This window comes from Aeromonas salmonicida, from assembly GCF_028355655.1.
Taxonomy (GTDB): Bacteria; Pseudomonadota; Gammaproteobacteria; order Enterobacterales; family Aeromonadaceae; genus Aeromonas; species Aeromonas salmonicida.
In genome coordinates, this window is sequence record NZ_CP110645.1 from 4,752,787 (window position 1) to 4,778,613 (window position 25,827).

25 protein-coding genes are annotated in these 25,827 nt (G+C 61.2%); 11 read left to right on the top strand and 14 right to left on the bottom strand.

The window, feature by feature from the left end:
• Positions 1-154 precede the first annotated feature (154 nt).
• The gene (locus ONZ54_RS22135) at positions 155-631 is read left to right on the top strand and encodes a DM13 domain-containing protein (protein ID WP_271788319.1); all 477 of its coding nucleotides are present in this window, start codon (positions 155-157) and stop codon (positions 629-631) included.
• Positions 632-725: 94 nt separating this feature from the next.
• Here the strand turns inward: ONZ54_RS22135 and ONZ54_RS22140 are convergent, their stop codons facing one another.
• The 8 genes from ONZ54_RS22140 to norV all read right to left on the bottom strand — a co-directional run bounded on the left by ONZ54_RS22140 (position 726) and on the right by norV (position 8,362).
• On the bottom strand, positions 726-1,025 hold the full coding sequence (locus ONZ54_RS22140) for a toxin (RefSeq protein WP_021139539.1): 300 nt from the start codon (positions 1,023-1,025) through the stop codon (positions 726-728).
• A 64-nt stretch (positions 1,026-1,089) separates the two neighbouring features.
• Complete coding sequence (locus tag ONZ54_RS22145) at positions 1,090-1,773, bottom strand: ArsR/SmtB family transcription factor (RefSeq protein WP_271787176.1); 684 nt, start codon at positions 1,771-1,773, stop codon at positions 1,090-1,092.
• Positions 1,774-1,797: 24 nt separating this feature from the next.
• Positions 1,798-2,178, bottom strand: a complete 381-nt coding sequence (locus ONZ54_RS22150; RefSeq protein WP_271787177.1) for an amino acid-binding protein — start codon at positions 2,176-2,178, stop codon at positions 1,798-1,800.
• Between the two features lie 201 nt (positions 2,179-2,379).
• A complete protein-coding gene (locus tag ONZ54_RS22155; RefSeq protein ID WP_005320619.1) occupies positions 2,380-3,606 on the bottom strand; it encodes an aromatic amino acid transporter in 1,227 nt (408 codons plus the stop codon).
• 288 nt (positions 3,607-3,894) lie between these two features.
• On the bottom strand, positions 3,895-5,112 hold the full coding sequence (locus ONZ54_RS22160; protein ID WP_271787178.1) for a 4Fe-4S binding protein: 1,218 nt from the start codon (positions 5,110-5,112) through the stop codon (positions 3,895-3,897).
• 116 nt (positions 5,113-5,228) lie between these two features.
• Positions 5,229-5,570 (bottom strand): TehB family protein, encoded by a 342-nt coding sequence (locus ONZ54_RS22165; RefSeq protein ID WP_271787179.1) that lies wholly within the window; start codon positions 5,568-5,570, stop codon positions 5,229-5,231.
• 51 nt (positions 5,571-5,621) lie between these two features.
• Positions 5,622-6,800 carry an NADH:flavorubredoxin reductase NorW gene (norW, locus tag ONZ54_RS22170; RefSeq protein ID WP_271787180.1) on the bottom strand — a complete coding sequence of 393 codons (1,179 nt, stop codon included), beginning with the start codon at positions 6,798-6,800 and terminating at the stop codon, positions 5,622-5,624.
• Positions 6,797-8,362, bottom strand: coding sequence for an anaerobic nitric oxide reductase flavorubredoxin (gene norV / locus ONZ54_RS22175; protein WP_271787181.1), 1,566 nt, complete (start codon positions 8,360-8,362; stop codon positions 6,797-6,799). The genes norW and norV overlap by 4 nt, the downstream gene beginning before the upstream one ends.
• A gap of 171 nt (positions 8,363-8,533) precedes the next feature.
• On the opposite strand from norV, the gene norR reads away from it, so the two are divergent.
• A complete protein-coding gene (gene norR, locus ONZ54_RS22180) occupies positions 8,534-10,063 on the top strand; it encodes a nitric oxide reductase transcriptional regulator NorR (protein WP_271787182.1) in 1,530 nt (509 codons plus the stop codon).
• Between the two features lie 87 nt (positions 10,064-10,150).
• Here the strand turns inward: norR and ONZ54_RS22185 are convergent, their stop codons facing one another.
• A complete protein-coding gene (locus ONZ54_RS22185) occupies positions 10,151-11,155 on the bottom strand; it encodes a substrate-binding domain-containing protein (protein WP_005320642.1) in 1,005 nt (334 codons plus the stop codon).
• A gap of 435 nt (positions 11,156-11,590) precedes the next feature.
• Between ONZ54_RS22185 and ONZ54_RS22190 the strand changes: the two genes are divergently transcribed.
• The 6 genes from ONZ54_RS22190 to ONZ54_RS22215 all read left to right on the top strand — a co-directional run bounded on the left by ONZ54_RS22190 (position 11,591) and on the right by ONZ54_RS22215 (position 17,310).
• The gene (locus ONZ54_RS22190; protein ID WP_017411787.1) at positions 11,591-12,712 is read left to right on the top strand and encodes a branched-chain amino acid ABC transporter substrate-binding protein; all 1,122 of its coding nucleotides are present in this window, start codon (positions 11,591-11,593) and stop codon (positions 12,710-12,712) included.
• A 63-nt stretch (positions 12,713-12,775) separates the two neighbouring features.
• The gene (gene livH, locus ONZ54_RS22195; protein ID WP_005320646.1) at positions 12,776-13,702 is read left to right on the top strand and encodes a high-affinity branched-chain amino acid ABC transporter permease LivH; all 927 of its coding nucleotides are present in this window, start codon (positions 12,776-12,778) and stop codon (positions 13,700-13,702) included.
• Positions 13,699-14,967 carry a high-affinity branched-chain amino acid ABC transporter permease LivM gene (locus tag ONZ54_RS22200; protein WP_005320647.1) on the top strand — a complete coding sequence of 423 codons (1,269 nt, stop codon included), beginning with the start codon at positions 13,699-13,701 and terminating at the stop codon, positions 14,965-14,967. The genes livH and ONZ54_RS22200 overlap by 4 nt, the downstream gene beginning before the upstream one ends.
• Positions 14,964-15,740 (top strand): high-affinity branched-chain amino acid ABC transporter ATP-binding protein LivG, encoded by a 777-nt coding sequence (gene livG / locus ONZ54_RS22205; RefSeq protein WP_087756853.1) that lies wholly within the window; start codon positions 14,964-14,966, stop codon positions 15,738-15,740. Before ONZ54_RS22200 ends, livG begins: the two co-directional genes overlap by 4 nt.
• A 16-nt stretch (positions 15,741-15,756) precedes the next feature.
• On the top strand, positions 15,757-16,458 hold the full coding sequence (locus tag ONZ54_RS22210; RefSeq protein ID WP_005320651.1) for an ABC transporter ATP-binding protein: 702 nt from the start codon (positions 15,757-15,759) through the stop codon (positions 16,456-16,458).
• Positions 16,459-16,461: 3 nt separating this feature from the next.
• Positions 16,462-17,310, top strand: a complete 849-nt coding sequence (locus ONZ54_RS22215) for an AraC family transcriptional regulator (protein ID WP_271787183.1) — start codon at positions 16,462-16,464, stop codon at positions 17,308-17,310.
• Here the strand turns inward: ONZ54_RS22215 and ONZ54_RS22220 are convergent.
• A complete protein-coding gene (locus ONZ54_RS22220) occupies positions 17,289-17,882 on the bottom strand; it encodes a LysE family translocator (RefSeq protein ID WP_096117912.1) in 594 nt (197 codons plus the stop codon). The two genes, ONZ54_RS22215 and ONZ54_RS22220, sit on opposite strands and share 22 nt — an antisense overlap.
• 169 nt (positions 17,883-18,051) lie before the next feature.
• On the opposite strand from ONZ54_RS22220, the gene glpE reads away from it, so the two are divergent.
• Both glpE and glpG read left to right on the top strand, forming a co-directional pair.
• Positions 18,052-18,375, top strand: a complete 324-nt coding sequence (gene glpE, locus ONZ54_RS22225) for a thiosulfate sulfurtransferase GlpE (protein ID WP_096117913.1) — start codon at positions 18,052-18,054, stop codon at positions 18,373-18,375.
• Positions 18,372-19,205 carry a rhomboid family intramembrane serine protease GlpG gene (glpG, locus tag ONZ54_RS22230; protein ID WP_021139520.1) on the top strand — a complete coding sequence of 278 codons (834 nt, stop codon included), beginning with the start codon at positions 18,372-18,374 and terminating at the stop codon, positions 19,203-19,205. Before glpE ends, glpG begins: the two co-directional genes overlap by 4 nt.
• Before the next feature lie 73 nt (positions 19,206-19,278).
• Here glpG and ONZ54_RS22235 read toward each other — a convergent pair whose 3' ends face one another.
• Positions 19,279-21,693, bottom strand: coding sequence for a VolA/Pla-1 family phospholipase (locus ONZ54_RS22235; protein WP_271787184.1), 2,415 nt, complete (start codon positions 21,691-21,693; stop codon positions 19,279-19,281).
• 300 nt (positions 21,694-21,993) lie between these two features.
• Between ONZ54_RS22235 and ubiK the strand changes: the two genes are divergently transcribed.
• Positions 21,994-22,251 (top strand): ubiquinone biosynthesis accessory factor UbiK, encoded by a 258-nt coding sequence (gene ubiK, locus ONZ54_RS22240; RefSeq protein WP_005320662.1) that lies wholly within the window; start codon positions 21,994-21,996, stop codon positions 22,249-22,251.
• A gap of 169 nt (positions 22,252-22,420) precedes the next feature.
• Here ubiK and fre read toward each other — a convergent pair whose 3' ends face one another.
• From fre to ONZ54_RS22255, 3 genes are all read right to left on the bottom strand, one after another.
• Entirely contained in the window at positions 22,421-23,119 is a 699-nt protein-coding gene (gene fre, locus ONZ54_RS22245) for an NAD(P)H-flavin reductase (protein ID WP_058395831.1), read from the bottom strand.
• A gap of 143 nt (positions 23,120-23,262) precedes the next feature.
• Positions 23,263-24,732 (bottom strand): 4-hydroxy-3-polyprenylbenzoate decarboxylase, encoded by a 1,470-nt coding sequence (ubiD, locus tag ONZ54_RS22250; RefSeq protein ID WP_005320666.1) that lies wholly within the window; start codon positions 24,730-24,732, stop codon positions 23,263-23,265.
• Between the two features lie 33 nt (positions 24,733-24,765).
• Complete coding sequence (locus tag ONZ54_RS22255) at positions 24,766-25,773, bottom strand: hypothetical protein (RefSeq protein ID WP_271787185.1); 1,008 nt, start codon at positions 25,771-25,773, stop codon at positions 24,766-24,768.
• Positions 25,774-25,827 lie beyond the last annotated feature (54 nt).

Sequence of the window (25,827 nt, forward strand, 5' to 3'; positions counted from 1 at the left end):
GAGAGGTGAGCCAGGCAAGCGGCCCCGCCATCGATCATCATAATCCACCCCATCGCTCACCTTACCCGGGAGCATGATAGCGAGCAGCGTGACCCGTCTGTGGGGATACCGCTGCTAGCGGCATTGTCATCCATTTATCAAGGAGAGAGACATGATGCAACGCAAGACCCTGGCCCTGCTGCTGGCGACTCATCTGCTGATCGGGGGATTGGGATTTGCCGCCGGCATCTATACCCTGCCCATACTGATCGCCCCACCCGCACCGAGCAGTGAAGCGGTAGCGGCCAGCCAGCAGCAGGCCAGTTTCAGCGGCACCTTTCGTCGGGATCTCAAAGACAGCGATCGGCTGCACTGGGGGGAAGGCAAGGTGAGCATTGAGCCCGACGCCGTCAGCCTGATGGGGCAACTGGCACCTGGGCCCGATTACCAGCTCTATCTATCACCGGAATTTGTCGAAACCGAGGCGGATTTTTCCCGCCTGAAAGCGCAGATGGTGCACGTTGGGCCGGTCAAAACCTTCGACAACTTTATCGTGCCACTGCCCGCCAGCATCGATCCAGCCCGCTACAGCAGCGTGATCGTCTGGTGTGAAACCTTCGGCCAATTCATCACCGCAGCCCGCTACCGCTGAGTTCGACATCAGAAGCCCCCCGAACGGCTAGTTTTCATCATCAAAAAAGGCGCCAAAGGGCGCCGTTTTTCTTGTTGCAGCACATCCCCTCACACTAACTCGGTGGGAAGTGGCCACCAATGCTGATCACCTTGACCTGCTGCAGGGTGCCATTGATGGTAAAGGCGACCCTGTGCTCCTGACTGAGCCGGATCGTGTAGACCCCCTTGTTGTTGCCGCTCAGCTGCTCGTAGTGCATATCGCCAACCTTGCCGGCGGCACTCTTGGGATCCGAGCCGCGCTCGATCTCCCGCCGCCATTCGTGATACTTGCTCATGGCTGACGGGGTCACAGCAACATGCTTGTCCTTGTTGTAGAGGATCCGGGGTTGAGAATCATCGATAGTCCATGCCATAGCCATCTCCACAGTCAGGCTCCAAAGAGAACCAAACTATAGCCCAAACCAGCTGAATGGCAGATTACAGTGGCACAACGCCGAACTGCTGTTGCAGCAACCGCTGGCCCCGGGCGGTCAGGATCAGCTCACGACTTCCCAGTCCTCGCACCAGCCACCCCTTGTCCAAAAGATGGGCAAGCAGCCGGGTTCCCAGCTCGCCTCCCAGATGCATGCGCCTCTCGCTCCAGTCGAGACAGTGGCAAGCAAAGTGGCGCTTGCCACTCGGCTGACAATCAACCCCAAGCTGCGCGAAATGGTGCTCCCCCTCAGGAGTCAGGGCATAACTGCTGGCGTCCAGCCAACCTCGGGCAATCAGGCTGTCATGGAGTCTCACCCCCAGCTCGCCCGCCAGATGGTCATAACAGGTGCGGGCAAAGCGCAGTCGTTCCGGGGTCTTGCTCCTGAGCGCACCGGCGCCCATGTCTACCAGCCCCATCAACTGCTCCACCACCCTCGCCACCTCATGATTCGCGATACGGTAGTAGCGATACTTGCCCTGCCGGACACAGGCCGTCAGTCCCTGCTGCTGGAGCATGGCAAGGTGACTGCTGGCAGTGGATGCCGACACCTCGGCGACCGTGCTCAGCTCGGTGGCCGTCCAGGCACGGCCATCCATCAGGGCGCACAGCATGCGGGCGCGACTACTGTCGGCAATGGCGGCCGCCACCTGTGCCAGACCTTGTTCAAGGGTGTCCTGTTCGCTCATATCGCTACGCTCTGCTCGTCGTTGCTATTGCCACTCGGCCGTGACAGTGCGGGCCTTGTCGATATCATCCGTCACCAGTATCAGCTGGTTGGCATGGTCACTGTACAGGATGATGATGTTGACCGATGCATCCCCCAAGGCGCTGCAAATGGCGCCAAGCTGACCCGGCACTTCCTGTTTCAGACGACGCACCAGCACCTCGCGCACGGCGACCACCTCCAGACCTGCCTGCTCTGCGGCTCGGGCCGCCCTGGCACCATTCTCAACCAGAAAATGGGCATGACCTGCGCCACCCGCAGTAAACATGCCACCCCCTTCCAGGCTGATGCCTGCCCGCCCCATCAAGAGACCAAACTGCCCCAGCGAGCCCGGGTTATCGGACAACATCACGTGAATATCGTACATCCTTGCCTCTCCTTTGCGATAAGAATCAGCAGATTAAGGGGGATGCCGCAGCAACGCTTCGATGGCGAGCGAAGTGTGCCCTTGCTGGGCGCATGGGCAGGATGCAAGGGAAGACTGGGGCACTGGCCTTATACCAAAACGGCGCCCGAAGGCGCCGCTTTGTTGATCCCCACAAGTAAAAGCGGGGCTGGCCAGGCTTGATCAGCCGGTATAGACAGGCAGCAGACCCGCCATATTGAGCAGATGGAAGAGGGCGGTCAGCACACCGAACAGCAAGACCCCCACTATCATCGGCAGGCCGCCCGGCGCGCGGAAGCCGTCGCCTTTACCGCCTTGCTCGCTCTTGCCGGCACGCACCTTCCAGGCCAGCAGCGCCGGTATGATGCAGGTCCAGAGGGTCGCCACGGCGCCGGCGTAGCCGATGGCCATCAGGAAACCGAACGGGAACAGCAGGGAGAGCAGCAGCGGTGGCAGGAAAGTCACGCCCCATGACTTGGCGCGGCCCTTGGGACTGTTGTCGAACTTGAACAGATCCGCCAGATAGTCGAACACACCCAGACCCACACCAATAAAGGAGGAGAGGATGGCGGCCATGGAGAAGAGGTTGAGGGCGCTGGAGACGGCCTCCGACTCGATCACCGAAGCCAAGGCCTTGAGCAGCACGTCGACGTTGCCGCCCTGCGCCACCACGGGCCCGAACTCGCTGCGTGGCAGGTTGCCGAACACGCTCACCAGCCAGATGAGGTAGAAGAGCAGCGCTATGGCGGTACCACCGAGAATGGCGTAACGGGCGCGGCGCTCCTCACCGTAATAGGCGCGCATGGAGGAGACAGAGTGGTGATAACCGAACGAGGTCAGTGCCACCGGCAGCATGGCAAGCGCATAGGGTGCATAGCTGGCGTGCTCGCTCAGGGTATCGAACAACAGGGTCGGCTTGATGTTGAGGGAGAGACCTGAGATGCCGAACACGAAGCTCAGCCCCATGGCGATGACCAGCACGACCGAGATGCGATCCACAGCCCGGGTCGAGTGCCATACCAGCCAGGAGAAGCCCAGGGTGAACAGAACTGAGGCCCAGTGGCTGCCAATCCCCGTCATCCCATCTATGATGAGACCGGCCGAGGTGATGTAGGCGTAAAGCAGTATGCCACCGACGAAGTAGACGGTGATGTTGTTGAGGGCGTTGACTTTCTCTCCCAGTAACTCCCGGGTCACGGTATCGAACGACACGCGCAGCGGATAGCCCTGATAGGATTCCAGCAGCATCCAGCCGGAGACCGTCATCACCACCATAGTCAGGGTAATGGCCAGGATGGACCAGATGGTCCAGGCACCCGCCCCGGCACTCGGCAAGCCCAGCATGCCGGCCCCCACACAGACGCCGGCAATGATGCATGCCCCGCCCACCAAAGATGGTTTCTGTCCCATTTACTTCTCCAAAGACGATTGTGGATCTGGTCGCGACCGCGGACCGTTGCATTTGCTACGCCGGTTGTCATGGTAGATCGCGCTCATCTATGCTGCCGGCGCCCAGTGCTTGCTGCTTCGAAAGCGAAGCAAGGTGTGACCAGGGCTAGCTGCCGGCACGACATGGCAGCAGGGCCATCATGTCGGGGAAGGGACTTTACCCTGCTACCCCTCAGGTATCAAATGCGGATGCATCCTCAGACAGCCCGGCGCCCCTCAGAGGAGCACCTGCCACTGGCTCATCGGTGCTCAATGAGCCAGTTGGGGCAACAGCTGCAGCAGCTGGGCCCGCACCGCCAGCGGTGTCTGACTGACCCAGATATCCAGCAGGCCGTAGGAGAGCAGCGGCAATATCAACAACAGCAGGCAGAGCAGACCCAGCAGCCAGCGAGGAGTGATCCTCCGCGCCTTGCTGCCAAGGTGCAACGCATCGGCCCGTTTGGGGCAGGCGGCGACACAGCTCATGCAGCTGCTGCACTCCAGACTGCGCACCGCGATCAGCTGATGTACCTGAATGCGGGACGGGCAGGCCCGGCTGCACTTGTCGCAGTCATGGCCAGCACTGCGCAGGCAGCTGGCGGGATCACGGCGAATACGCAGCGGGGTCAACAAGCCCAGCAGGGCGAGCCAGGCGCCGTAGGGGCAGAGATAGCGGCAGAAGCCCTGCCGAAAGAGGGTTGTGAGCAGCAGCACCCAGCCCAGACACAGGCCGGAGATGAGGTTCAAATTGAAGAAGAAGGCACCCATCTTCATGTCCGCCGCCTGATGATAGGGACTGGCGAGATAGCCGGGCAGGGCGGCAGCGGGCACCGCCAGCAGAATGATGAAGAGCAAAAAGCCGAGCACCAGGAATTTCTGGGAACGCAGCACGGCATCGAGCCAGCTCGGCGGCGTCCACTCCCCCGCCATCAATCGACTGCGCAGACGATACAGCCACTCACCCACCAGCCCGATCGGGCAGAACCAGGCGCAGAAGGCCCGCCCCAGCAGCAGGGCCGACAGGCAGAGCACCAGCACCGTGATGGTGGCCGCCGGATGATGGGGATCCACAATACCCTGACTGAGCCAGGCCCGCAGCCCGAGCCCGCCGGCGATGGGCAGGAAGCCGTCGACCACGTCCGGACGCACCAGCCAGGGAGGTATCCCCTGCCCCAGCTGCCAGATATGCAGGCCATACTGCACAGTCACCAACCCCCAGCAGAGCAGCAGCAGATGACGTGTCCACTCCCGCAGCGGCTGGCTGTTGATCTCGCTTGGCATCGGTAGCGGCTTGTAGCGATGAAACAGGCTGAGGGTGCCAACCACCAGCCCCAGTGCGAGCCAGAGGGTGAGATCCGCCGCCACCAACCAGCCGACGAGCAGCAAGCCGAGGGAGAGGCGCCATGACCAGCCGGGCCCGGCCTGCCATTGCAACAGGGCCAGATAGACCAGGCCACAGGCCAGGGTCACGGCTTCGAACACACTCATTTTTCCCCCACAGCACTCATTCGACTCAGGGGCACAGAATAACCAACATCTGAGTTGATTATTTTGATCTGCATGGGCAGAGGGGGCCATTCACCCGGATTGGCCCCCACCCGTTCTCACCCTTTGCGGCTGTTGAACAGGGGCTGATCGGATTCTGCCTGCTCGGCCCAGAAGTGGATGTTGAAGCGGGCATCCTCCGACAGCTCGACCCTGTGCCAGTACTGGGGCGGGCTGGTGGCAAACTCCCCGGCCCGGATCACCAGGCTGACTTCGGGCTCCTCGGCCTGCTCGTCGGCAAAGCCGTGATAGGTGACTGTGCCCGCCATCACGCAGAGCTGGCCGAACACTCCGGCCGCGGTGTTGTGGTGGCTGAGCAGGGCCTGGGGCACATTCTTGCGGGTGAAGAAGGGGGTGGAACGACGCACCACCCAGTGAGACGGAATAAGTTGCATGGACATAGCAATTCTCCTCAAGTGGCCGGGTCAACCCGACCTGGTGTTATCAATGAATCAACGGGGCAACTGGCGCAGCAGCGGGAAGGCGGCACTCATCTGATCACCTCCCACCACGAAACCGCACAGCTCGCCATCCTCGCCGTGTGCCTCGGCCACCATGCCCTGGCTGTTCCAGCGGCACTGCCAGGTGAGATCCTCGCCCTTGGTGCGGCCCGCCAGCTGCAAGGGATAACGCGGCGTCTTCACCTTCACCAGCATGGGCGGCAGGGTCAGTGGGGTCGGCATGCCAAGCAGGGTACGCGCCAGCGCATTGGCCCCCAGCACTATGGGTTGCAGGAAGGGGAGCAGCTGTCCCCGCCACTGGGCGCAATCACCCAGTGCGAAGATATGGGGAGCGCTGGTCTGCAAGCTGTCGTCGACCAGGATGCCGCGCTCGACCGCCAGCCCGGCGGCTTGTGCCAGTACCAGATTCGGCCGCAGGCCGATGGCGGCGATCACCAGATCCTGCTCGCTGACGCGCCCGTTACTCAGGGTGACGCGCCAGCCACCCTGGGGCCGATCGGGCTCGAGCAGGCCCAGTTCAGCGATACCCTGACCCAGTTGCAACTTCACTCCCTGACTGCGCAGTGCCTGCTGCAATGGCTGACTCAGCACTGCCGGCAACAGGGCGCTGAGCGGGCTGTCGGCCAGATCCACCAGAGTGACCTCGCGACCATCGCTCGCCATGTCCATCGCCAGCTCGCAGCCAATCAGTCCCGCCCCCAGCACCATGATGCGGCGGGCCTGCTGGATTGGCCCCTCGGCAGCGGCGTACTCTTGCTGGCTGTTGAGGGTCACCAGCTGCTCACTGCCAGGCAGGTCGGGGCGGGCCGCACTGGCGCCGGTGGCCAGCACCAGCTGACCATAGGCAAACGCCCCCTGCCCGGTCATCACAATATGACGAGCGGGATCGATGCCAAGCACGGGGCAGTGGGGCACCAACGCGATGCGCTGCTGCTCGGCAAAGTCGCTGCCGCTCAGCCGGGTCATGGCCGCTGCGGTGCAACCTCGGCTCACCACGTGGCTGAGATCCGGCTTGTTGTACTCGTCGCCGCTGTCGGCTGTGATGAGACGAATGGGCTGCTCGGCATCCAGCTTGCGCAGGCTCTTGACCAGTTGCTGGGCAGCGAAGCCACTGCCGATCACCAATATCTCCCGGCTGACACCGGCCTCACTCAGAGTCGCAGCCTTCATACACAGGCCTCCACGGCGCAGGGCTCGAATACCTCCTTGCCGATGCCGCAGCCGGGGCAGAGGAAGCTGTCTGGGACCCGGGCCCAGGGGGTACCCGGCGCCACCAGCTGATCCGGCTCACCGAGGGCCGGGTCATAGATCCACTGGCAGACGGTGCAGAGCATGGGCTGGTCATCGTCCTGCTCGCAGGTGATCGGGGCCACGCCGCGAGATGCCGGGATCTCCATCGCACCAGAAAAAGCGGGGACACCCACCTCAACCACACCAGCAGAAGCTGGGACACTCATCTCAACCACAACTCCTGCCTCAACTACCGGAGCCGCTGCGGCGCTAGTTGTGATGATCGGGCGGAGCGCCTCGAGCGGGTGCAGCGCCCACTGGCGGGCGAGCTGGCGACCGTGCTCGCGGCACAGGGCCAGCGCCGAGCCATCCGGGCGCCACTTGGCCTTGAGGGAGATGCTGATATCGAAACCCGCATCCATCAGCCGGGTTTGGATCCGGTCAACGGCGCCGCCAGTCCAGCCATAGCTGCCGAAGGCCGAGGCGCGCTTGTTTCTGAAGCGCAGGCCGGTGATCTCCTCCAGCATGCCCGCCACCTTGGGCATCATGACGTTGTTCATGGTGGAGGAGCCCACCAGCACCCCTTTGGAGCGGAACACCTGGGTCAGGATCTCGTTCTTGTCGTGGCGCGCCACGTTGTAGATCTTCACCGCCACCCCGGGGTCCACCTCATGGATGCCCTGAGCGATGGCATCGGCCATCATGCGGGTGTTGTTGGACATGGAGTCGTAGAAGAGGGTGATGCGATCCTCCTGGTAGTGGTCGGCCCACTCCAGGTATTTCAGGATGATCTGGGTGGGATCGTCGCGCCAGACGATGCCGTGGGAGGTTGCCACCATGCTCACCGGCAGGTTGAAGCCCAGCACCTCCTTGATCTTGGCGGTCACCAGCGGGCTGAAGGGGGTGAGTATGTTGGCGTAGTAACGCTGGCACTGCTCCATCAGCTCAACCTGATCCACCTCGTCGTTGAACAGGTGCTCGTCGCAGTAGTGCTGGCCGAAGGCGTCGTTGGAGAAGAGCACGGCGTCCTCCGTCATGTAGGTCATCATGCTGTCGGGCCAATGCAGCATGGGGGTCTCGATAAACACCAGCTGCTTGCCGTTGCCGATATCCAGGCTGTCGCCGGTCTTGACCGGGTGGAAATTCCACTCTGGATGATGATGGTGGCCCGTGATGGAGTCGATGGCGTTGTGGGTGCAGTAGATGGGGGTGCCAGGGATGCGGGCCATCAGCTCGGTCAGGGCGCCGGCGTGATCCTCCTCGGCGTGGTTGATCACGATAACGTCGATGGAGGCGAGATCGATCTCGGCCGCCAGATTCTGCACAAACTCGCGGCTGAACTTGTGATCGACCGTATCGATCAGCACATTCTTGCCTTCGCGGATGAGATAGCTGTTGTAGCTGGTGCCCTTGTGGGTCTTGTACTCGGTGCCGTGAAAGTCGCGCACCTCCCAGTCCCGTTGGCCGACCCAGTGAATGTTGTTTTTGACGTGAATGGTCATCAAGTTGTTCCTCAGAATGCAATAGCGAATGTGCGACTGAACGGACTATTGCAGTTGACATGCCAACTCATAACTCATTGTTTTTATAGAAAACAGATTTCAGGCATTGTCATTTAGACAACTACCAATCATAGTCAAAAACACAAAGACACTGTCATTTGGACAATTCTCGTGATTTCAACCGACAGCCTGGCGCGCATCGCCCTCGACCTGCAACTCGGCATCTCCCATCAGGACAGGTTCCACCGCCTGATCCAGAGCGTGCGCAGCCTGCTGCACTCGGACGCCTCGGCCCTGTTGCGCTACGAGGGGGGCCAGTTCATACCGCTGGCCATCGACGGCCTGATGCAGGACGTGCTGGGCCGCCGCTTCGCGCTGGCGGACCATCCGCGCATGGAGGCCATCGCCCGTGCCGGTGACGTGGTGCGCTTCCCCGCCGACAGCAACCTGCCCGACCCCTATGACGGCCTGATCCCGGATCACGACGACTTCAGGGTGCACGCCTGCGTCGGCCTGCCACTGTTTTCGGATCAGACGCTCATCGGCGCCCTGACCATAGATGGCATGAACCCGACCCAGTTCGACGGCATCAGCGACGAGGAGCTGCGGCTGGTGGGCGCCCTGGCCGCCGCCGCCCTCAGCAACGCCCTGTTGCTGGAACGGCTCGCCCGCCAGAGCAGCGAACCCCTCGCCCCCTCCACCCAGAATGGGCCGGGCCAGCCCGAGATGATTGGCCGCTCCCCGGCCATGGACCGGTTGCGCCACGAGATAAACGTGGTGGCGAGCTCCGAGCTGAACGTACTGATCCTGGGGGAGACAGGAGTCGGCAAGGAGCTGATCGCCAAGGCGGTGCATCAGGGCTCACCCCGTGCCAGCGCGCCGCTGGTCTATCTCAACTGCGCCGCCCTGCCGGAATCGGTGGCGGAGAGCGAGCTGTTCGGTCACGTGAAGGGGGCCTTCACCGGCGCCATTCACAACCGGGCGGGCAAGTTCGAACTGGCCGACAAGGGCACCCTGTTCCTGGACGAGATCGGCGAACTCTCCCTGTCGCTGCAGGCCAAGCTGCTGCGGGTGCTGCAATACGGCGATCTGCAGCGCATCGGTGACGACACCCCCCTCAAGGTGAACGTACGCATCCTGGCCGCCACCAACCGGGATCTGAAACAGGCGGTGGTCGAGGGGCAATTTCGAAGCGATCTCTACCACCGCCTGAGCGTCTTCCCGATCCACGCCCCCGCCCTGCGGGAGCGGCCGGACGACATCCCCCTGCTGGCCGGTTATTTTTGCGAACGCTGCCGGGTCAGCCTGGGGCTGGAGCGATTGCGCATCCAGCCCAATGCGCTGCAACTGCTCGGCAGCTATGACTGGCCGGGCAACGTGCGGGAGCTGGAGCACGCCATCCACAGAGCCGCCGTGCTGGCGCGGGCCGAGCAGGGCAGTCAGGCCCCGGCGCTGGATTGCCACCACTTCAACCTTGCCACCGGCAGCGCCCCCTCATCCAGCCGCATTCCTGTGGAACAGGCGCCGCAGCAGATGACGGCTGGCATGGGGCTGCGCACGGCCACCGATGCCTTTCAGCTCCGGCTGATCGAGCAGACCCTGGCAGCCCAGCACGGCAACTGGGCCGCCACCGCCCGAGCACTGGAGATGGACGGCGGCAACCTGCACCGGCTTGCCAGACGGCTCGGCCTCAAGCCCTGAGACGCCCCCCGCCCATAAACAAAAACCCCCTCGGTAAAGAGGGGGTTTTTCGTGGTGCCGACTATGCCGTGCAATACGGCATGGCGGTCAGCGCAGGGATTTGACCGAGCGACGGACGATAAGCTCGGGCTCTACCGTCATGGACTCGACTTCCAGCGCCTTGTTGCGGATGCGGCTCACCAGATGCTTCACCGCCAGCAGGCCGAGCTCGGCCTTGGGGTGGCGTATGGTGGTGAGCGGCGGGCTGGAGAAGCGCGCCATTTCCACATCGTCATAGCCGATCATGGAGATATCATCCGGCACCTTGACCCCGGCTTCCCAGGCAGCGCAGATAGCACCTATGGCCATGGGATCATCGAAGGCAAACACAGCCGTTGGGCGAGGCGTAAGGGCCAGGATGCGCTGCATGGCATCGAAACCGCTCTGGCTCTCGTAATCCCCTTCGAAGATCTGCTCCTCTTTCAGAGTCAGACCCTGCTCGCCCAGGGCATCGCGTACCCCGGCCAGTCGCTGCTGGGTGGTTGGCTTGGAGATCTGGCCCGTGATACAGACGATGTCCGTGTGACCCTGCTCCAGCAGATGGCGCACGGCCAGACGCGCACCTATGCGGGCGTTGTCATTGATCACGTTGGCGAAATCGCACTCGGTTCCCCAATCCAGCACCACTTGTGGCACATTCTTGTGGATGCGCAGCATGTCGCGCAGCGGGGTGTCGATGTCGGTCCCCAGCACCAGCAGGCCATCGACCCGCTTCTCCATCAGCATTCTCAGGTAATGCTGCTGGCGGGGCGGCTGGTTTTCGGTGTTGCACAGGATCAGGCTGTAGCCCTGCTCGAAGCAGTAAGCTTCGACCCCTTGCACCACTTCCGCAAAGAAGGGGTTGGCACTGGTGGTCACCAGCATGCCTATGGTCTTGGTTGAGTTTATCTTGAGGCTGCGCGCTACCGAGTTGGGCGCGTAGTTGAGTTCTGCCACCGCCTCAAGCACTTTTTGGGTTGCATCTTCGCTAACCCGACGGGTGTGATTGAGTACATGTGAGACGGTGGAGATGGATACGCCTGCGCGCGAGGCGACATCCTTGATAGTGGCCATCTCTGTCTCCTGAATATCAAAGGCGGAACATTAGCAGATTTCCCGAATAAAGGCTTGGTTTTAACGGGCACTGCCAATGATTTGTCAATGCTGGCTAATCTAGGCGGTCACCTCCATTTGCGCAAACGGATTTTGGTCAAATTGGGAGCAGCATCAGAGTAAAATATCGTCAGTTTTTTCCTCTACTATTTGCCACCAGCACACCTTGTTGTGAAGATGTTAACTTGATAAATCAGCAGCAACACCCACTCGAACTAAAAATATCAGTTATTTGTTTCAAAAAAGCCCTATTCCCCCCTCTCTGGTTAGTATCTTTAACAGCTTGTTATTGCCCAGCGAGGAATGATAGAACCATACCTATTGCCGGACTGGCGGGATCCTGGTTCGGAATGACACACGGAAAATGAAACAATCCACTGATTAAGGGACGAATCGATGAATAAGTTGAGCAAAATTGCAGTCAGGACAGCGGTTTCTATGGCTCTGTTCGGATCGGTATCGCTGGCCCATGCGGCGGACACCATCAAGATCGGCATCGCCGGCCCTGTGACCGGACCGGTCGCCCAGTACGGTGACATGCAGTTCACCGGTGGCAAGATGGCGGTCGAACAGATCAACAAGGCTGGCGGTATCGCAGGCAAGCAGATCGAAGCCGTCATCTATGACGATGCCTGCGATCCCAAGCAGGCTGTGGCGATCGCCAACAAGGTGATCAACGACGGGGTCAAGTTCGTGGTCGGCCACCTCTGCTCCGACAATACGCTGCCAGCCTCCGACATCTATGAAGATGAAGGCGTGCTGATGATCACCCCTGCTTCCACCAACCCCAAGATCACCGAACGTGGCTACCAGCTGACCCTGCGCACCATTGGTCTGGACAGCGATCAGGGCCCGACTGCCGCCAAGTACATCATCGAGCAGGTCAAGCCCCAGCGCGTGGCCGTCATCCACGACAAGAAGCAGTACGGTGAAGGCATCGCCTCCAGCGTGAAAGCCTCGCTGGATAAAGCCGGCGTGAAAGTGGTGGCGTTCGAAGGCATCACAGCCGGTGACAAAGACTTCTCCGCCCTGATCGCCAAACTGCAGAAAGAGAACGTCGACTTCATCTACTACGGCGGCTATCACCCCGAGCTGGGTCTGATCCTGCGCCAGGCGGCCGAGAAAGGGCTCAAGGCCAAGTTCATGGGTCCGGAAGGGGTAGGTAACAAGGACATCTCCGCCATCGGTGGCCCGGCTTCAGAAGGCCTGCTGGTCACCCTGCCGAACAAATACGATCTGGTGCCGGCCAACGCCCCGCTGGTCGCAGCGTTCAAGGCCAAGGGCCAGGACTCTTCCGGTCCCTTCGTCTGGACCACCTACGCCGCGGTGCAAACCCTGGCGGCCGGTATCGCCAAGGCGGGTGAAGATGACCCGGCTGCCGTCGCTGCCGCCATCAAGGCCACGCCGATCGAGACCGTCATGGGTACCCTGAGCTGGGCACCGAGTGGCGACCTGAAAGGCTTTGAATTCGGTGTGTTCCAGTGGCACGCCGACGGTACCTCCACTCAAGTCAAATAATCTGCCGGTCGGGGTGACGTGAGTCACCCCTCCCTTCTTGCGGGCAAGCACAGGGAACGTAGTATGTCCGAACACCTCCTTTACCTGGTTCAGCAACTGCTGAACGGGTTAACCATAGGTAGCACCTATGCGTTGATCGCCATCGGCTACACCATGGTCTATGGCATCATCGGCATGATCAACTTCGCCCACGGCGAGGTTTACATGATCGGCTCCTATGTCGCCTTTATGGTGATGGCCGGGCTCATGATGATGGGCATCGACAGCACCTTCCTGCTGCTGGGAGGCGCCTTCCTGGTCAGCATCATCATTACGGGAACCTATGGCTGGACCATAGAGCGGGTCGCCTATCGCCCGCTGCGGGGCGGCAATCGCCTCATCCCCCTCATCTCCGCCATCGGCATGTCGATCTTCTTGCAAAACATGATGCGAATGGCTCAGGGCTCGCGCGATATCGCCATGCCCACCCTGATCTCCGGGGGCTGGACCCTGGGTGGAGAAGACGGCTTTCAGGCCAGCCTCTCCTACATGCAGCTCATCATCTTCGTGGTGACCTTCATCACCATGCTGGCACTCACCCAGTTCATCGGCCGATCCCGCATGGGACGGGCCTGCCGGGCCTGTTCGGAAGATATCAAGATGGCCAACCTGCTGGGGATTGATACCCATGTGGTCATCTCCATCACCTTCGTGCTGGGGGCCACCCTGGCCGCCGTCGCCGGCGTACTGCTCGGCATGTACTACGGCGTCATCAATCCCTATCTCGGCTTTATGGCCGGGCTGAAAGCCTTCACCGCGGCTGTATTAGGCGGCATCGGCAGCATACCCGGCGCCGTGCTCGGCGGCCTGCTGCTGGGGGTGGTTGAAGCCCTCACCGCTGGCTATCTCAGCACCGAATACAAGGATGTGATGGCCTTCGTCCTGCTGATCGGTGTCTTGCTGTTCATGCCCACCGGCATTCTGGGTCGTCCGGAGGTCGAAAAAGTATGAAACATCAATTTATTCATGCCTGCATCGCCAGCCTGGTGCTGATGGTGCTCTCCTTCTGGTTGCTTGGCTTTCGGCTCGAGACGGAAGGCAGCCAGTTGCTGGTCGTGAGCCGCCTCGACATATCGCTGGCCTGGCTGGTGGGTGGCGCGGCACTGGTGTTCTGGTTCCAGCTGTTGCGTGGCCAAATCGGCAGATTGTTTCAGGCCTCCATCAGCGGCTTCTCCACCGGTTTCACCAAGCTGGTGCTGCCAAGCCCGGAAGAGGCACCACGGCTCTACAATGTCACCGCCATTCTGGTGCTGCTGTTTGCGGTGAGCTGGCCCTTCATGGCCTCTCGCGGTGCCATCGATCTGGCGACCCTGGCGCTGATTTACATCATGCTGGGGCTGGGGCTCAACGTGGTGGTCGGTCTGGCTGGCCTGCTGGATCTGGGCTATGTGGGCTTTTACGCCGTCGGCGCCTACAGCTATGCCTTGCTTAACACCTATTTCGGCCTGAGCTTCTGGGAGTGCCTGCCCATAGCGGGGCTGATGGCCGCCACCTTCGGCTTTTTGCTCGGCTTCCCGGTATTGCGGCTACGGGGGGACTATCTGGCCATCGTCACCCTGGGGTTTGGCGAGATCATCCGCATCCTGCTCAACAACATGACCAGCCTCACCGGCGGCCCGAACGGCATCTCCGGCATTCCCAAGCCGACCCTGGCTGGACTGGAATTCAACCGTACCGTCAAAGATGGGGGCTTTGGTACCTTCCACGACTTCTTTGGCATCGCCTACAACGCCAACCACAAGGTGATCTTCCTCTATCTGATGGCACTGGTGCTGGTTGTCGCCACCCTGTTCGTCATCAATCGCCTGCTGCGCATGCCGTTGGGCCGAGCCTGGGAAGCGCTGCGGGAAGACGAAATCGCCTGCAAGTCCCTGGGGCTGAACCCCACCATCATCAAGCTGACCGCCTTCACCATAGGTGCCACCTTTGCGGGGTTCGCCGGCAGTTTCTTCGCCTCCCGTCAGGGGTTTATCAGCCCTGAATCCTTCGTCTTCATCGAGTCGGCCATAGTGCTCGCCATCGTCGTGCTGGGCGGCATGGGCTCCCAGATAGGGGTGGTGCTGGCAGCCATCGTCATGACTGTGTTGCCGGAGCTGGCCCGTGAATTCAACGAGTACCGCATGCTGATGTTCGGCCTCTTGATGGTGTTCATGATGATCTGGCGGCCACAAGGACTGCTGCCGATGACCAGACCTCACCTGGAGCTACAAAAATGAGCGCGAATCAGAAGAAGTTGTTGGAAGTCTCTGATCTGTCGATGCGCTTTGGTGGACTGCTCGCAGTCAACGGCGTCAAGCTGGATGTCGACAGGGGGGAGGTCATCTCCATCATAGGACCGAACGGCGCGGGCAAGACCACAGTCTTCAACTGCCTGACCGGCTTCTACCGCCCGAGCGGCGGCACCATCCGCTACAAGGGTGAGGAGATCCAGGGGCTGCCTGGCCATCTCATAGCGCGCAAGGGAATTGTGCGCACCTTCCAGCATGTGCGTCTGTTCAAGGAGATGACGGCGGTGGAGAACCTGCTGGTCGCCCAGCACAGGCACCTCAACACCGGCTTTATCGCCGGTCTGTTCAAGACAGCGGCCTTTCGCCGTGCCGAGCAGGAGGGGCTGGAACAGGCCGCCTTCTGGCTGGAGAAGGTAGGGCTCAAGGATCTCGCCAATCGGGCCGCCGGCAACCTGGCTTATGGTCAGCAGCGCCGCCTCGAGATAGCCCGCTGCATGGCGACCCGGCCCGACCTGCTGATGCTGGACGAACCGGCCGCCGGCCTCAACCCGAACGAAACCGATGAGCTGAACGATCTCATCATCAGCCTGCGGGACGAATTCGGCGTCTCCGTGCTGCTGATTGAGCACGACATGAAGCTGGTGATGGGCATCTCCAACCGCATCTTCGTGGTCAATCAGGGAACACCGCTGGCCCACGGCAAGCCGGATGAGATCCGCAACAATCCGGCTGTGATCAAGGCCTATCTGGGCGAGTCGTAAGACCCAAGGAGTCACGATGTTAGAACTTCGCAACGTATCGACCCACTACGGCAAGATCCAGGCGCTGCACGACGTCAGCGTCGAGGTAAAAGAGGGGGAAATCGTCACCCTGATCGGCGCCAACGGTGCCGGCAAGACCACCTTGTTGATGACGCTGTGCGGCGAGCCCAAACCCAGCAGCGGCAGCATCTGGTTCGAGGGGGAGCAGATCAGCTCCCTCAGCACAGCCCGCATCATGCGCAAGGACATAGCCGTGGTGCCGGAGGGGCGCCGCATCTTCGCCCGCCTGACGGTGGAGGAGAACCTGCTGATGGGCGCCTTCTTCGTCGACAAGGAAGAGCAGCACGGCCTGCTGGATCAGGTGTTCACCCTGTTCCCCCGCCTGCACGAGCGACTGCAGCAAAGGGCCGGCACCATGTCCGGCGGCGAGCAGCAGATGCTGGCCATAGGCCGCGCCCTCATGAGCAAGCCGCGCCTGCTGCTGCTGGACGAACCCTCGCTGGGGCTGGCCCCCATCGTCATCCAGCAGATCTTCGACACCATAGAGCAGCTGCGCCAGAAAGGGATGACCATTTTTCTGGTGGAGCAGAACGCCAACCAGGCGCTCAAACTGGCCGACCGGGGCTATGTGCTGGAAAACGGCCACGTGGTGCTGCAAGACTCGGGGGCTGCTCTGCTGGCCAACCCGGCCGTTCGGCAGGCCTACCTGGGTGGTTAACCCATGAGCAGGGCCAGGGTGGAGGCGGATCACCACAGCTTCTGGCGTGACCCTGCCCTGCCGTTCATAGAGGCGCGAGCGGTGCAGGATGGCCGCCGCGTCTGCTATGAAAAACACAGCCACGCCCATTTTTCCATTGGCGCCATCACGGGTGGTCACAGTCACTATCTCAACCAGCACACAAAACAGGAGGTCAACGCAGGCACCCTGGTACTGATGAACCCGGAAGAGGTACATGCCTGCAACCCCATCGCCGATCACCCCTGGTCTTATCTGATGTTCTACCTCGATACCGACTGGCTGCGCGGCCAGCAGGAGGAGGCCGGGCTGGGGGCCCATTTTCGCCCCTTCGACATGACGGCCAGTCGGGATCCCGTGCTGTATGCAGGTTTGCTACGCCTCTATCGTACTTTGCAAGATGACCAGCAAGATCGCCTCGCCAAGGAGGTCGTCTGTCACCAGTTCAGCCACCAGCTGCTGGCAAGGCTCACGCCCGCCAGATGGAGCGAGCCACCGCCCCTGCATCTGAGACGCGCCGCCGAGCTGATAAAGGACGAGTATGCGACGCCCCTCACCTTGCAGCACCTGAGCACAGTCGCCGGGCTGACCCCATCCCACTTGGTGCGAGTATTCAGCCGTCATTACGGCATGACCCCGCACGCTTACCTGCTCAACCAGCGGATACGCCAGGCCCGAGCCCTGCTCGCTCAGGGACGGCCTCTGGTCGAGGTGGCATTGACGACGGGCTTCTCCGATCAGGCCCACTTCCAGCGCCAGTTCAAGCGGCTGGTCGCCGCGACCCCGGGTCAATACCAGTCGCAGTGCCTTCCTCAAGGTTCCAGAACAAGGTAACCGGCACTGAGCAACAGCAACATGGCCATCGCCCGGTTGAACCAGCGCAAGCGGTGAGGCGAGAGCAAAACTGCCTGCAGACAGCTGCCGACATAGGCCCAACAAGCGATAGAAACCAGACAGATCACCAGATAGAGGCTGGTAAACCACACTATCTGGCCCACATCGCCCACGGCTCCATAGGCCCCCATCCCCATGCTGGCCGCCAGCCAGGCCTTGGGATTGAGCCACTGCATCAGGGCGCCGTATAAAAAAGCGGGTGGCGTGCCGCCTTCACTCTCTATCTCTCCGCTGTCCATCATCAGCAGCCAGGCCATGTAGCACAGGAAGAGGATGCCTCCCCAGCGGATGCCACCGAGCGCCACTGGCCAGTGCGACAGGGCAGCGCCGAGACCCAGCCCCATCAGCAGCAACAACAGGATGAAACCCAGGGTGGCCCCCACCACATGGCGCAGGCTGGCGCGAAAACCATATTGCGCCCCCGCACTGAGGGCGACCAGATTGACCGGGCCGGGAGAGATGGACATGGCCAGGGCAAACCCGGCCATGGATAGCAACAGACTCATTTCCATGGATAATGCTCGTTGAAGATATCGAGATCTCACCCTACCCATGAGCCTGGTTCTGATATTGAAGAAAATTGCGATCTTCCCGGCGGGACGACCGGACACATTGCGGGCTTAGCACCAGCGCAGGCTTGCGGTAAACTGGCCTCCAGTTACCTATTCGCAGGACATGCAAATGGACCAGTTTGCCCATATCAGTGCCCATGATGCCCACCAGAAGCTCGCTGCCGGTGAAGCCCGCCTCGTGGATATTCGCGATCCCCAATCCTTCGAGGCAGCCCATGCAGTCGGTGCCTTCCACCTCACCAACGGCACCCTGGTGCGCTTCATGGACGAGGTGGACTTCGACACCCCTGTCATCGTGATCTGCTATCACGGCAACAGCAGCCAGGGGGCTGCCCAGTACCTGCTGCAGCAGGGGTATGACGAAGTCTATAGCCTGGATGGCGGCTTCGAGGCGTGGCGCCGGGAGTTTCCCATCGAGGCAGGCGACGCATGATCCAGCTGCTGGTGCTCGACAACGCCCGCATGGCGCAAGCCCTGGTGGACTATCTCGCCACCCTCGGCATCTCGTGCGAGCTGACCCAGTCAGAGCTCGGCGTCTCGGTCTGGCTGGCGGATGAACAGCGCCTCGCCCAGGCCCAGCTGGAGGTGAAGCGATTCCTGGCCGATCCGTCCCATCCCCGCTACATGGAGGCCTCCTGGCAGTCAGGTCAGGCGGATGCCCGCATCGATTACAGCAAGGGGATGACGGATCCCGTCACCGATTTCCTCCATCAGGCGGGGCCCCTGACCCTGGTGGTGATCATCGCCTGTCTGGCCATTTATGCCCTGGATGCCATAGGCCTGCCCATCTTCGACGAGCTGGCGTTCTACCCGACCCTGGCCCAGTTCACCGACTGGCAGGCGTGGCGTTACTTCACCCCGGCCTTTATCCACTTCTCGATACTGCACCTGGTGTTCAACCTGCTCTGGTGGTGGTATCTGGGGGGCCAGATCGAGCAACGCCTCGGCAGTGGCAAGCTGCTGGTCCTGTTGCTGGTGGGGGCTGCCCTGCCCAATATCGCCGAGTTCTTCGTCAGCGGACCGCTGTTTGGCGGCCTCTCCGGTGTTGTCTATGCCCTGCTGGGCTACTGCTGGCTGCGCAGCAAACTGCAGCCGGCCTGCGGTCTCACCCTTCCACCGGCCCTGATGGGTTTCATGCTGTTCTGGCTGGTGCTCGGCTTCTTCGACATGCTCGGCACCAGCACCGCCAACATGGCCCATCTGGTGGGCCTGCTGGTAGGTCTGCTGCAAGGCTGGCTGGACAGACACCACCAGCCTGCCTGACGGCCGGGCCTCGCCCCGGTCGCAGAAACGAGAACGCCGCCCCGAGGGGCGGCGTTTTTTATGGTCTGCAGCGTTATTGCTTGAGCAGAGAACTGTCGGTGACCTGCACCGCAGTACCGCCACTCATAAAGAAGCTGCCGAACTGGGTCTGCATCTCGGTAGTGACGTCGCCGGTCGGATCGAAGTTCTCGTCCGGCGCCAGCAAGGAGCTGTGACCGCCAGCCACGAAACGAGCCGCATGGTGGTTGGCTGCGCCGGTGGCGGTCAACGGTTGCAGGGCCAGCAGCTTGAACAGCGGTTCTGTACCCCCCAGCGGAGCGGACGCTATGCTGTTCGGGATCACCTGATCCGACAGACTCAGGGCACCGTCACCCACTATCTCGGTGGCAAACAGCGGGAAGTCCGCCTTGATGCCACTGGCGAGGTTGATCGGATCCGCCGAATCCAGTACCGACTGGGCCGCAAAGCTGTAGCTCTGCAGCGTGCTGGCTGCGGCCGCCTGAGTGGTTGCACCCAGGCTAGGCAGGAACTCGTTGACGAAGCAGGTTGGCACTGCCGTCTGGCAGTTGGGCGCATAGGCGGTGAAGGCCGCCTTCAGCTCGGCACTGCCACCGGTCAGCACGCCCATCTTGATGGTCGGGCCGAAGGTCGGCGAGTTCAGCAACAGCGGTGCTATGCCACCACCCGGCATGGCCAGACCACCGGTATCGAACTTGAACAGGGCATCCGCCGTCGGGTTGCCGATCGGCTGATTGGCGACCGCCAGCAGGTTGGCTCCCGAGATGGCACCCAGAGAGTGACCCAGGAAATGTACCTTGAGGTTGCCGGCACTGCCGATGGCGTTCTGGCCATTGGCCAGACCCACTGCCATGCGCAGACCCAGCAGATCCGCCACGCTCTGTTTCAGGTTGTCCCGCGCCACTGTCAGGTAGCTCAGGTTCAGATACGGCGTCGGATTGTCGGAGGTGGTCACCGTATCCATGCTGCCACTCAAGGCGAAGCCACGTTCACCGTGCAGCGGATGATCGATCACCACCAGCGCCACCTTCTTGCTCGCCGCCATACCTGCGCCAATCTGACCCAGTGCCAGTGCATAGGCGTTCTCTTTCACCGAGGTGACGCCGTGCTGATAGATGATCACGTCCGTGATGGTGTTCAGTGCATCCTTGGCGAAGATGCGCATCGGCACGGATTGCACCTCTTCAAGTGCCGGCAACGGATTGAAGCGACCAATGTTCTGCTCGGCATCCAGCGGCTTGCCGCCGGAGGTGAGGGTCACCCCGACCAGCTTGCTCGCCTCGGCCAGCAACTCGCTCTGACGAGTCGGATCGGCCATCAACTCTGCCAGCAGGGCCGGATCCACACCCGCGCCCACCAGACCAGCGATCACTTCGCTGTCAGATGCCTTCAGCGCATTGGCGATAGCGTACAGGCTGGGGATGGCGCCGTGCCAGGACTGGGTCTTGGCCTTGCTCCAGGAACCTGCGGTCGCCGGTGAGGAGAGGAAATAGGGCAGTTTGACCGTACCGGTGTAGACCTTCGTCATGCCGGCGATGCCGGTCAGCGTCGGGCTGGCGGCGACGGCCGCGGCAATGGCATCCTTCTGCTCCTGCGGCAGGAACTGCTCATTGTCCAGCTGGGTCAGGAAGTCATCGTTGCCGGTCACGGCCAGGGTATAGGTACCGGGCAGGCTGGTATTGCCCAACGCATCCTGCTTCCATACCTTGGCGGCATCCAGCCCCTGCAATACGACAGATGCGGCGGCGCCTTTCACGGCCACCAGCACATCAGCGCCTGACTGGGTACCGAACCAGTCGGAGAAGATCACGTGATCCGTGGCGATACCCGTTGCCGCCTTGAACAACTCTTCCTGCAGCGCGATCAGACCATTGATGGTCTGCTCCTGCGCATTGCTGCCCGCGTTGTTCTTGTAGTTGCTGTAGTCGCTACCTGCCCGTACCGGGCTGCCGGTGCTGTCTTTCAGCGAATCGGTGGCCACTATCATGTAGTAGGAAGAGGGATTGAGCGGCTTGAGCGGCACCAGATTCAACTTGCCAGCCGATGCGGCCACCACGAAGTCCACCCCGTAGGTCAGCACCTTCTTCACGCCATTCGGGCGCAGTGCAGCGCTGTCGAAGGCAAGCTCCAGCAGGTAGAGCGGCGCCACAGAGGCACTGAACTCGGCCGCAGTCGGTGCCTGAACCTGAATGCCGGACGAGGTGACAGGCACAATCTGGATAGCCTGGGTCGTGGACCAGCCATCCAGCGTTGACATGGCAGAGACCGGATTGGAGAGATCTGCCGTCTCGGTAGAGAACTTCAGGGTGCCATCGCTGGCCCGTGCCGCCAGGGCACTGGGGCGTACCGCATTGGAACCGGTCAACAGATAGTCGAGATAGCTTGAGGTATCGCCTTTGTTATCGTCACTGCCACCACAGCCAGCCAACAGGGCACTGACAACTGCGGCATAAATTAGCTTCTTTTTCATATCCTTATCTCTTTTTAGTTGTTATCCATGATGTGCTGACGGGGGAGGGTGAAAACCCGACCGAACCATCTTAACAGCAACGCAACAATTGTTAAGCGTCTGGTCGGTCATCTGATCTGCTTTTTTTGTGTACAACATCAAGGAATTGGAATAGAAACGGGACTCGATAGGTTAACAGCTTCATTCCGGATACCAGACCCGACCAGCACGCCCTGTGTTCCTGATGGCAAAAAGCCACCCCGATCTCGGCAAAGGGGATGAATTGTCGGTAGAATGGCGCCATTGCTTAAGGAGAATCACATGATCGACCCGAAGAAACTGGAAGAGATCGCCAAACAGGTGCACAACTCCCTGCCGCCCGGCATTCGCAGCATGGGTGAAGAGGTTGAAAAGAAGATCCGTCAGGTGTTGCAGTCTCAGCTCAACAAGCTGGATCTGGTCAGTCGCGAAGAGTTTGACGTGCAGACCAAGGTGTTGCTGCGCACCCGTGAGAAGCTGACGGCCCTCGAGGCCAAGCTGGCACAGCTGGAACAGCAGTTTGGCGCCAAGGGCGAATAACCCGGCCGTCGCAGCTGGCCCGCACAGCACATAAAGCAAACCCCAGCCTGGCTGGGGTTTGTTGTTTCTGGCTCGCCGAGGAGAAGCTGGCAGGGTCGATTAGCGAAGCGTAATCGGCCGACATGTACGACTGACGCCTGTTTGAGGCCTACCGATTCCCATTCTGAACTCAGATGAACTCGTAGGCGTCGCCGAAGATGCGCTCAGGCTCGGCACCGAGGATCTTGAACTCCTCCCGCGCCGCACCCGCCATCTCGAAACGGCCAGCTACATAGATGTCGTAGTCATGCAGACTGACGAAATCATCCATGATGGCCTTGTGTACCAGACCCGTCTTGCCGGTCCAGCCGCTTTCCGGCTCCTGCACCACAGGGATGAAGGTCAGCGGCGCATAATCGCTCGCCCACTGCTGCATCTGCTCCAGCTCGTAGAGCCAGTGGGCCTGACGCACACCCCAGTAGAAGAACACAGGACGCTTGCTGCCGGTATCGATCAGATACTCCAGGATGGAGCGGGCATAGGAAAAGCCGGTGCCACCCGCCATCAGGATCAGTGGGCGCGGCGACTCTTCCCGCAGGAAGGCCTTGCCTGCCGCCAGTTCAACCTCTATTTCCCCCTGCTCGCGCATACGGGCCAGCACCTGGCCTGCGTAGGCATTCTCCGGGGTTGCACCGATCTGCAGCTCCAGCACACCGGGGCGAGTCGGTGAGTTGGCGATGGAGAAGGGACGCTTGTCCGAATCGCTCATCACCACCAGCAGATACTGACCGGGTTTGAAGCTGATCTCTTGCAGCGGCGTCAGGGCCACGTGCCAGATGGTGTCGACATATTCGCGCAGTTCCTCTACGCGGCACTTGATACGTTGCATTCTTATCCTTGTGACGGGCTCGCTCGGCCCGCTTTCGCTCATTGATTCACTGTGGACTGACGACCAGTGCATCTGGTCAGGTTCCCCGAGCATACCCAATTCCGCCCGGAGATCCTCAACCTTTTGCACCATGGCAGCCGTGTTTAGCCGAGAATATTCAGCTCGGCCCAGATGGAATCCACCTTCTGCTTCACCGCTTCGTCCTGGACTATGGGCTGACCCCATTCACGGTTGGTCTCCCCCGGCCACTTGTTGGTAGCATCCAGTCCCATTTTGGAACCCAGACCCGACACAGGCGAGGCAAAGTCGAGATAGTCGATCGGCGTGTGTTCGATCAGTGTGGTGTCACGGGCAGGGTCCATCCGGGTGGTGATGGCCCAGATCACGTCCTTCCAGTCACGGGCGTTGATGTCGTCGTCACAGACGATAACGAACTTGGTGTACATGAACTGGCGCAGGAAGGACCAGACACCCAGCATCACCCGCTTGGCATGGCCGGGATAACGCTTCTTGATGGTGACCACCGCCATCCGGTAGGAGCAGCCTTCCGGCGGCAGGTAGAAATCCACTATCTCGGGGAACTGCTTTTGCAGCAGCGGCACGAACACCTCGTTCAATGCCACCCCCAGCACGGCAGGCTCGTCGGGTGGACGGCCAGTGTAGGTGCTGTGATAGATGGCATCGCGGCGCATTGTCATGTGGGTGATGGTAAAGACCGGGAACTCGTCCACCTCGTTGTAGTAACCGGTGTGATCCCCATAGGGTCCTTCCGGCGCCAACTCGCCCGGCTCCAGATAACCTTCCAGCACGATTTCAGCGCTGGCGGGTACTTCCAGATCGCAACTGAGGGCCTTTACCACCTCGGTGCGGCTGCCACGCAGCAGACCGGCAAACGCATACTCCGAGAGGGAGTCGGGCACAGGGGTCACAGCACCGAGTATGGTTGCAGGATCGGCGCCAAGCGCCACCACCACGGGGAAACGCTCCCCCGGGTGAGCTTCCTGCCACTCGCGAAAATCGATGGCGCCACCGCGATGATCGAGCCAGCGCATGATCAGCTTGTTCTTGCCGATCTTCTGCTGGCGGTAGATACCGAGGTTCTGGCGCTTCTTGTAGGGGCCGCGAGTAATGGTGAGACCCCAGGTGACCAAGGGCGCCACATCACCGGGCCAGCAGTGCTGGATCGGGATCTGGTCCAGATCGACCGCCTCCCCTTCCAGCACCAGTTGCTGACAAGGGGCGGAGGAGAGCCGCTTGGTCGGCATGTTGAGCACCTGCTTGAAGATGGGCAGCTTCTCCATCAGCTCCTTGAGCCCACGGGGCGGCTCGGGCTCCTTCAGGTAGGAGAGCCAGGTGCCCACCTGGCGCAGGGCGCCGACGTTGGGCTGGCCCATTCCCATGGCGACCCGATCCGGGGTGCCGAACAGGTTGGTCAGCACCGGCATGGAGTAGCCTTTGGGATTCTCGAACAGCAGGGCCGGGCCACCCGCACGCAGGGTGCGATCGCTGATTTCGGTCATCTCCAGATAGGGATCTATCTCGCGAGTGATGCGCTTTAGTTGTCCGTTTTGTTCCAGCTGCGCGATGAAATCACGCAAATCCTTGTATTTCATGCAGGTACCCTACCGGGTTCAGGAGGTGCCGCATTATAACCCTGGCTGGGCAGCGGGTGTACCCGTATCAGGCAGCATCACTGAACTCGAATGGCGCTTTTCCTGTCGGGTGAGCCGATCGGCGAACTGGGCAAGCAACCTGGGTTCATCCATCTGCAGCAAGAGGCTGGCGACCTGACCGCTGTAATGGCGATTGCCAAGCTCGGCCAGCAGGAATTGCTGCGCCGCCTCGGGCAAGGGGGAGAGCTGGCTGAGCTGGTGCAAGGCTGGCTGCTTCAGGCGACTGTTGCGGCTGGCGGCGATCAGCAGGCTGCTCGCATCCTGACCCTGGTGAAAACGAGCCACGCTTTTCAGGGCCGCCACGCTGTCGTGATCCACAGGTTGACGCCACAGCTTTAGATAGAGAGCGCTATCGCCGGTGCGTTCGACCAGTTGTCGCAGCAGCTGGTTATCGGGCAGGAAAATGTTCATGGCGGCCAGTCGATGGGCTTCACGCTGCAAAACCGCGGCAGGCTGCTGATCGAGCACCACCAGCAGCGCCTCTTGCTGCAAGGCCAGTTCAGGGTTGCGGCTGTTGTATATCTGCTTGAACTGGAAGCTGTCCTGCGCCAGCAACTGGCGATAATTGCCCTGCCAGGCCTGCTGTTGCCAGCGGTTCAGCACCAGCCGCGCCGCAGCGGCAAAATCGTAGGCGGGCAGCTGGACCAGAAAGCCATCCACCTCTTTTTCTACCAGCCATCGGGGTGCCTTGACCGCCTGGGCGCGCACCCAGGCAAGCTGCTCCGGGGTACTGGCCCCGGAAGTCTTGTCGAGGGTGGCCAGCAGCTGGCACAGCAGATATTCCCGCTGGCCCACGGCCAGGGAGTCCAGCAGCGCATCGATGGCGGCAAACTGCCCCTGCTGCAATCGGCCAGCCAGAAAATCGAGATGGCCCTGCAATCCTTCATCGGCCACCAGCGCAGCCCTGGGTGGGGAAGGAGGCGAGGCATGTGCCGGCAAGGCCATCAACCAGCCCAGCCATATCCAGAATACCAGCTTCATGACGTCCCTATCCTTGTGACATCGAGGTTTCATACTACTCAGGCGACCGGAAAA

What these genes read in the sequence shown, in the direction of transcription:
- ONZ54_RS22165 (WP_271787179.1), bottom strand. Translation starts at nt 5,570, where the DNA reads ATGTCCATGCAACTTATTCCGTCTCACTGGGTGGTGCGTCGTTCCACC.
- ONZ54_RS22215 (WP_271787183.1), top strand. Translation starts at nt 16,462, where the DNA reads ATGAGCAGGGCCAGGGTGGAGGCGGATCACCACAGCTTCTGGCGTGAC.
- ONZ54_RS22220 (WP_096117912.1), bottom strand. Translation starts at nt 17,882, where the DNA reads ATGGAAATGAGTCTGTTGCTATCCATGGCCGGGTTTGCCCTGGCCATG.
- fre (WP_058395831.1), bottom strand. Translation starts at nt 23,119, where the DNA reads ATGCAACGTATCAAGTGCCGCGTAGAGGAACTGCGCGAATATGTCGAC.
- glpE (WP_096117913.1), top strand. Translation starts at nt 18,052, where the DNA reads ATGGACCAGTTTGCCCATATCAGTGCCCATGATGCCCACCAGAAGCTC.
- ONZ54_RS22185 (WP_005320642.1), bottom strand. Translation starts at nt 11,155, where the DNA reads ATGGCCACTATCAAGGATGTCGCCTCGCGCGCAGGCGTATCCATCTCC.
- ONZ54_RS22155 (WP_005320619.1), bottom strand. Translation starts at nt 3,606, where the DNA reads ATGGGACAGAAACCATCTTTGGTGGGCGGGGCATGCATCATTGCCGGC.
- ONZ54_RS22200 (WP_005320647.1), top strand. Translation starts at nt 13,699, where the DNA reads ATGAAACATCAATTTATTCATGCCTGCATCGCCAGCCTGGTGCTGATG.
- ONZ54_RS22235 (WP_271787184.1), bottom strand. Translation starts at nt 21,693, where the DNA reads ATGAAAAAGAAGCTAATTTATGCCGCAGTTGTCAGTGCCCTGTTGGCT.
- livH (WP_005320646.1), top strand. Translation starts at nt 12,776, where the DNA reads ATGTCCGAACACCTCCTTTACCTGGTTCAGCAACTGCTGAACGGGTTA.
- ubiD (WP_005320666.1), bottom strand. Translation starts at nt 24,732, where the DNA reads ATGAAATACAAGGATTTGCGTGATTTCATCGCGCAGCTGGAACAAAAC.
- norW (WP_271787180.1), bottom strand. Translation starts at nt 6,800, where the DNA reads ATGAAGGCTGCGACTCTGAGTGAGGCCGGTGTCAGCCGGGAGATATTG.
- ubiK (WP_005320662.1), top strand. Translation starts at nt 21,994, where the DNA reads ATGATCGACCCGAAGAAACTGGAAGAGATCGCCAAACAGGTGCACAAC.
- ONZ54_RS22140 (WP_021139539.1), bottom strand. Translation starts at nt 1,025, where the DNA reads ATGGCATGGACTATCGATGATTCTCAACCCCGGATCCTCTACAACAAG.
- ONZ54_RS22210 (WP_005320651.1), top strand. Translation starts at nt 15,757, where the DNA reads ATGTTAGAACTTCGCAACGTATCGACCCACTACGGCAAGATCCAGGCG.
- norV (WP_271787181.1), bottom strand. Translation starts at nt 8,362, where the DNA reads ATGACCATTCACGTCAAAAACAACATTCACTGGGTCGGCCAACGGGAC.
- ONZ54_RS22145 (WP_271787176.1), bottom strand. Translation starts at nt 1,773, where the DNA reads ATGAGCGAACAGGACACCCTTGAACAAGGTCTGGCACAGGTGGCGGCC.
- glpG (WP_021139520.1), top strand. Translation starts at nt 18,372, where the DNA reads ATGATCCAGCTGCTGGTGCTCGACAACGCCCGCATGGCGCAAGCCCTG.
- ONZ54_RS22255 (WP_271787185.1), bottom strand. Translation starts at nt 25,773, where the DNA reads ATGAAGCTGGTATTCTGGATATGGCTGGGCTGGTTGATGGCCTTGCCG.
- ONZ54_RS22190 (WP_017411787.1), top strand. Translation starts at nt 11,591, where the DNA reads ATGAATAAGTTGAGCAAAATTGCAGTCAGGACAGCGGTTTCTATGGCT.
- ONZ54_RS22150 (WP_271787177.1), bottom strand. Translation starts at nt 2,178, where the DNA reads ATGTACGATATTCACGTGATGTTGTCCGATAACCCGGGCTCGCTGGGG.
- ONZ54_RS22135 (WP_271788319.1), top strand. Translation starts at nt 155, where the DNA reads ATGCAACGCAAGACCCTGGCCCTGCTGCTGGCGACTCATCTGCTGATC.
- livG (WP_087756853.1), top strand. Translation starts at nt 14,964, where the DNA reads ATGAGCGCGAATCAGAAGAAGTTGTTGGAAGTCTCTGATCTGTCGATG.
- ONZ54_RS22160 (WP_271787178.1), bottom strand. Translation starts at nt 5,112, where the DNA reads ATGAGTGTGTTCGAAGCCGTGACCCTGGCCTGTGGCCTGGTCTATCTG.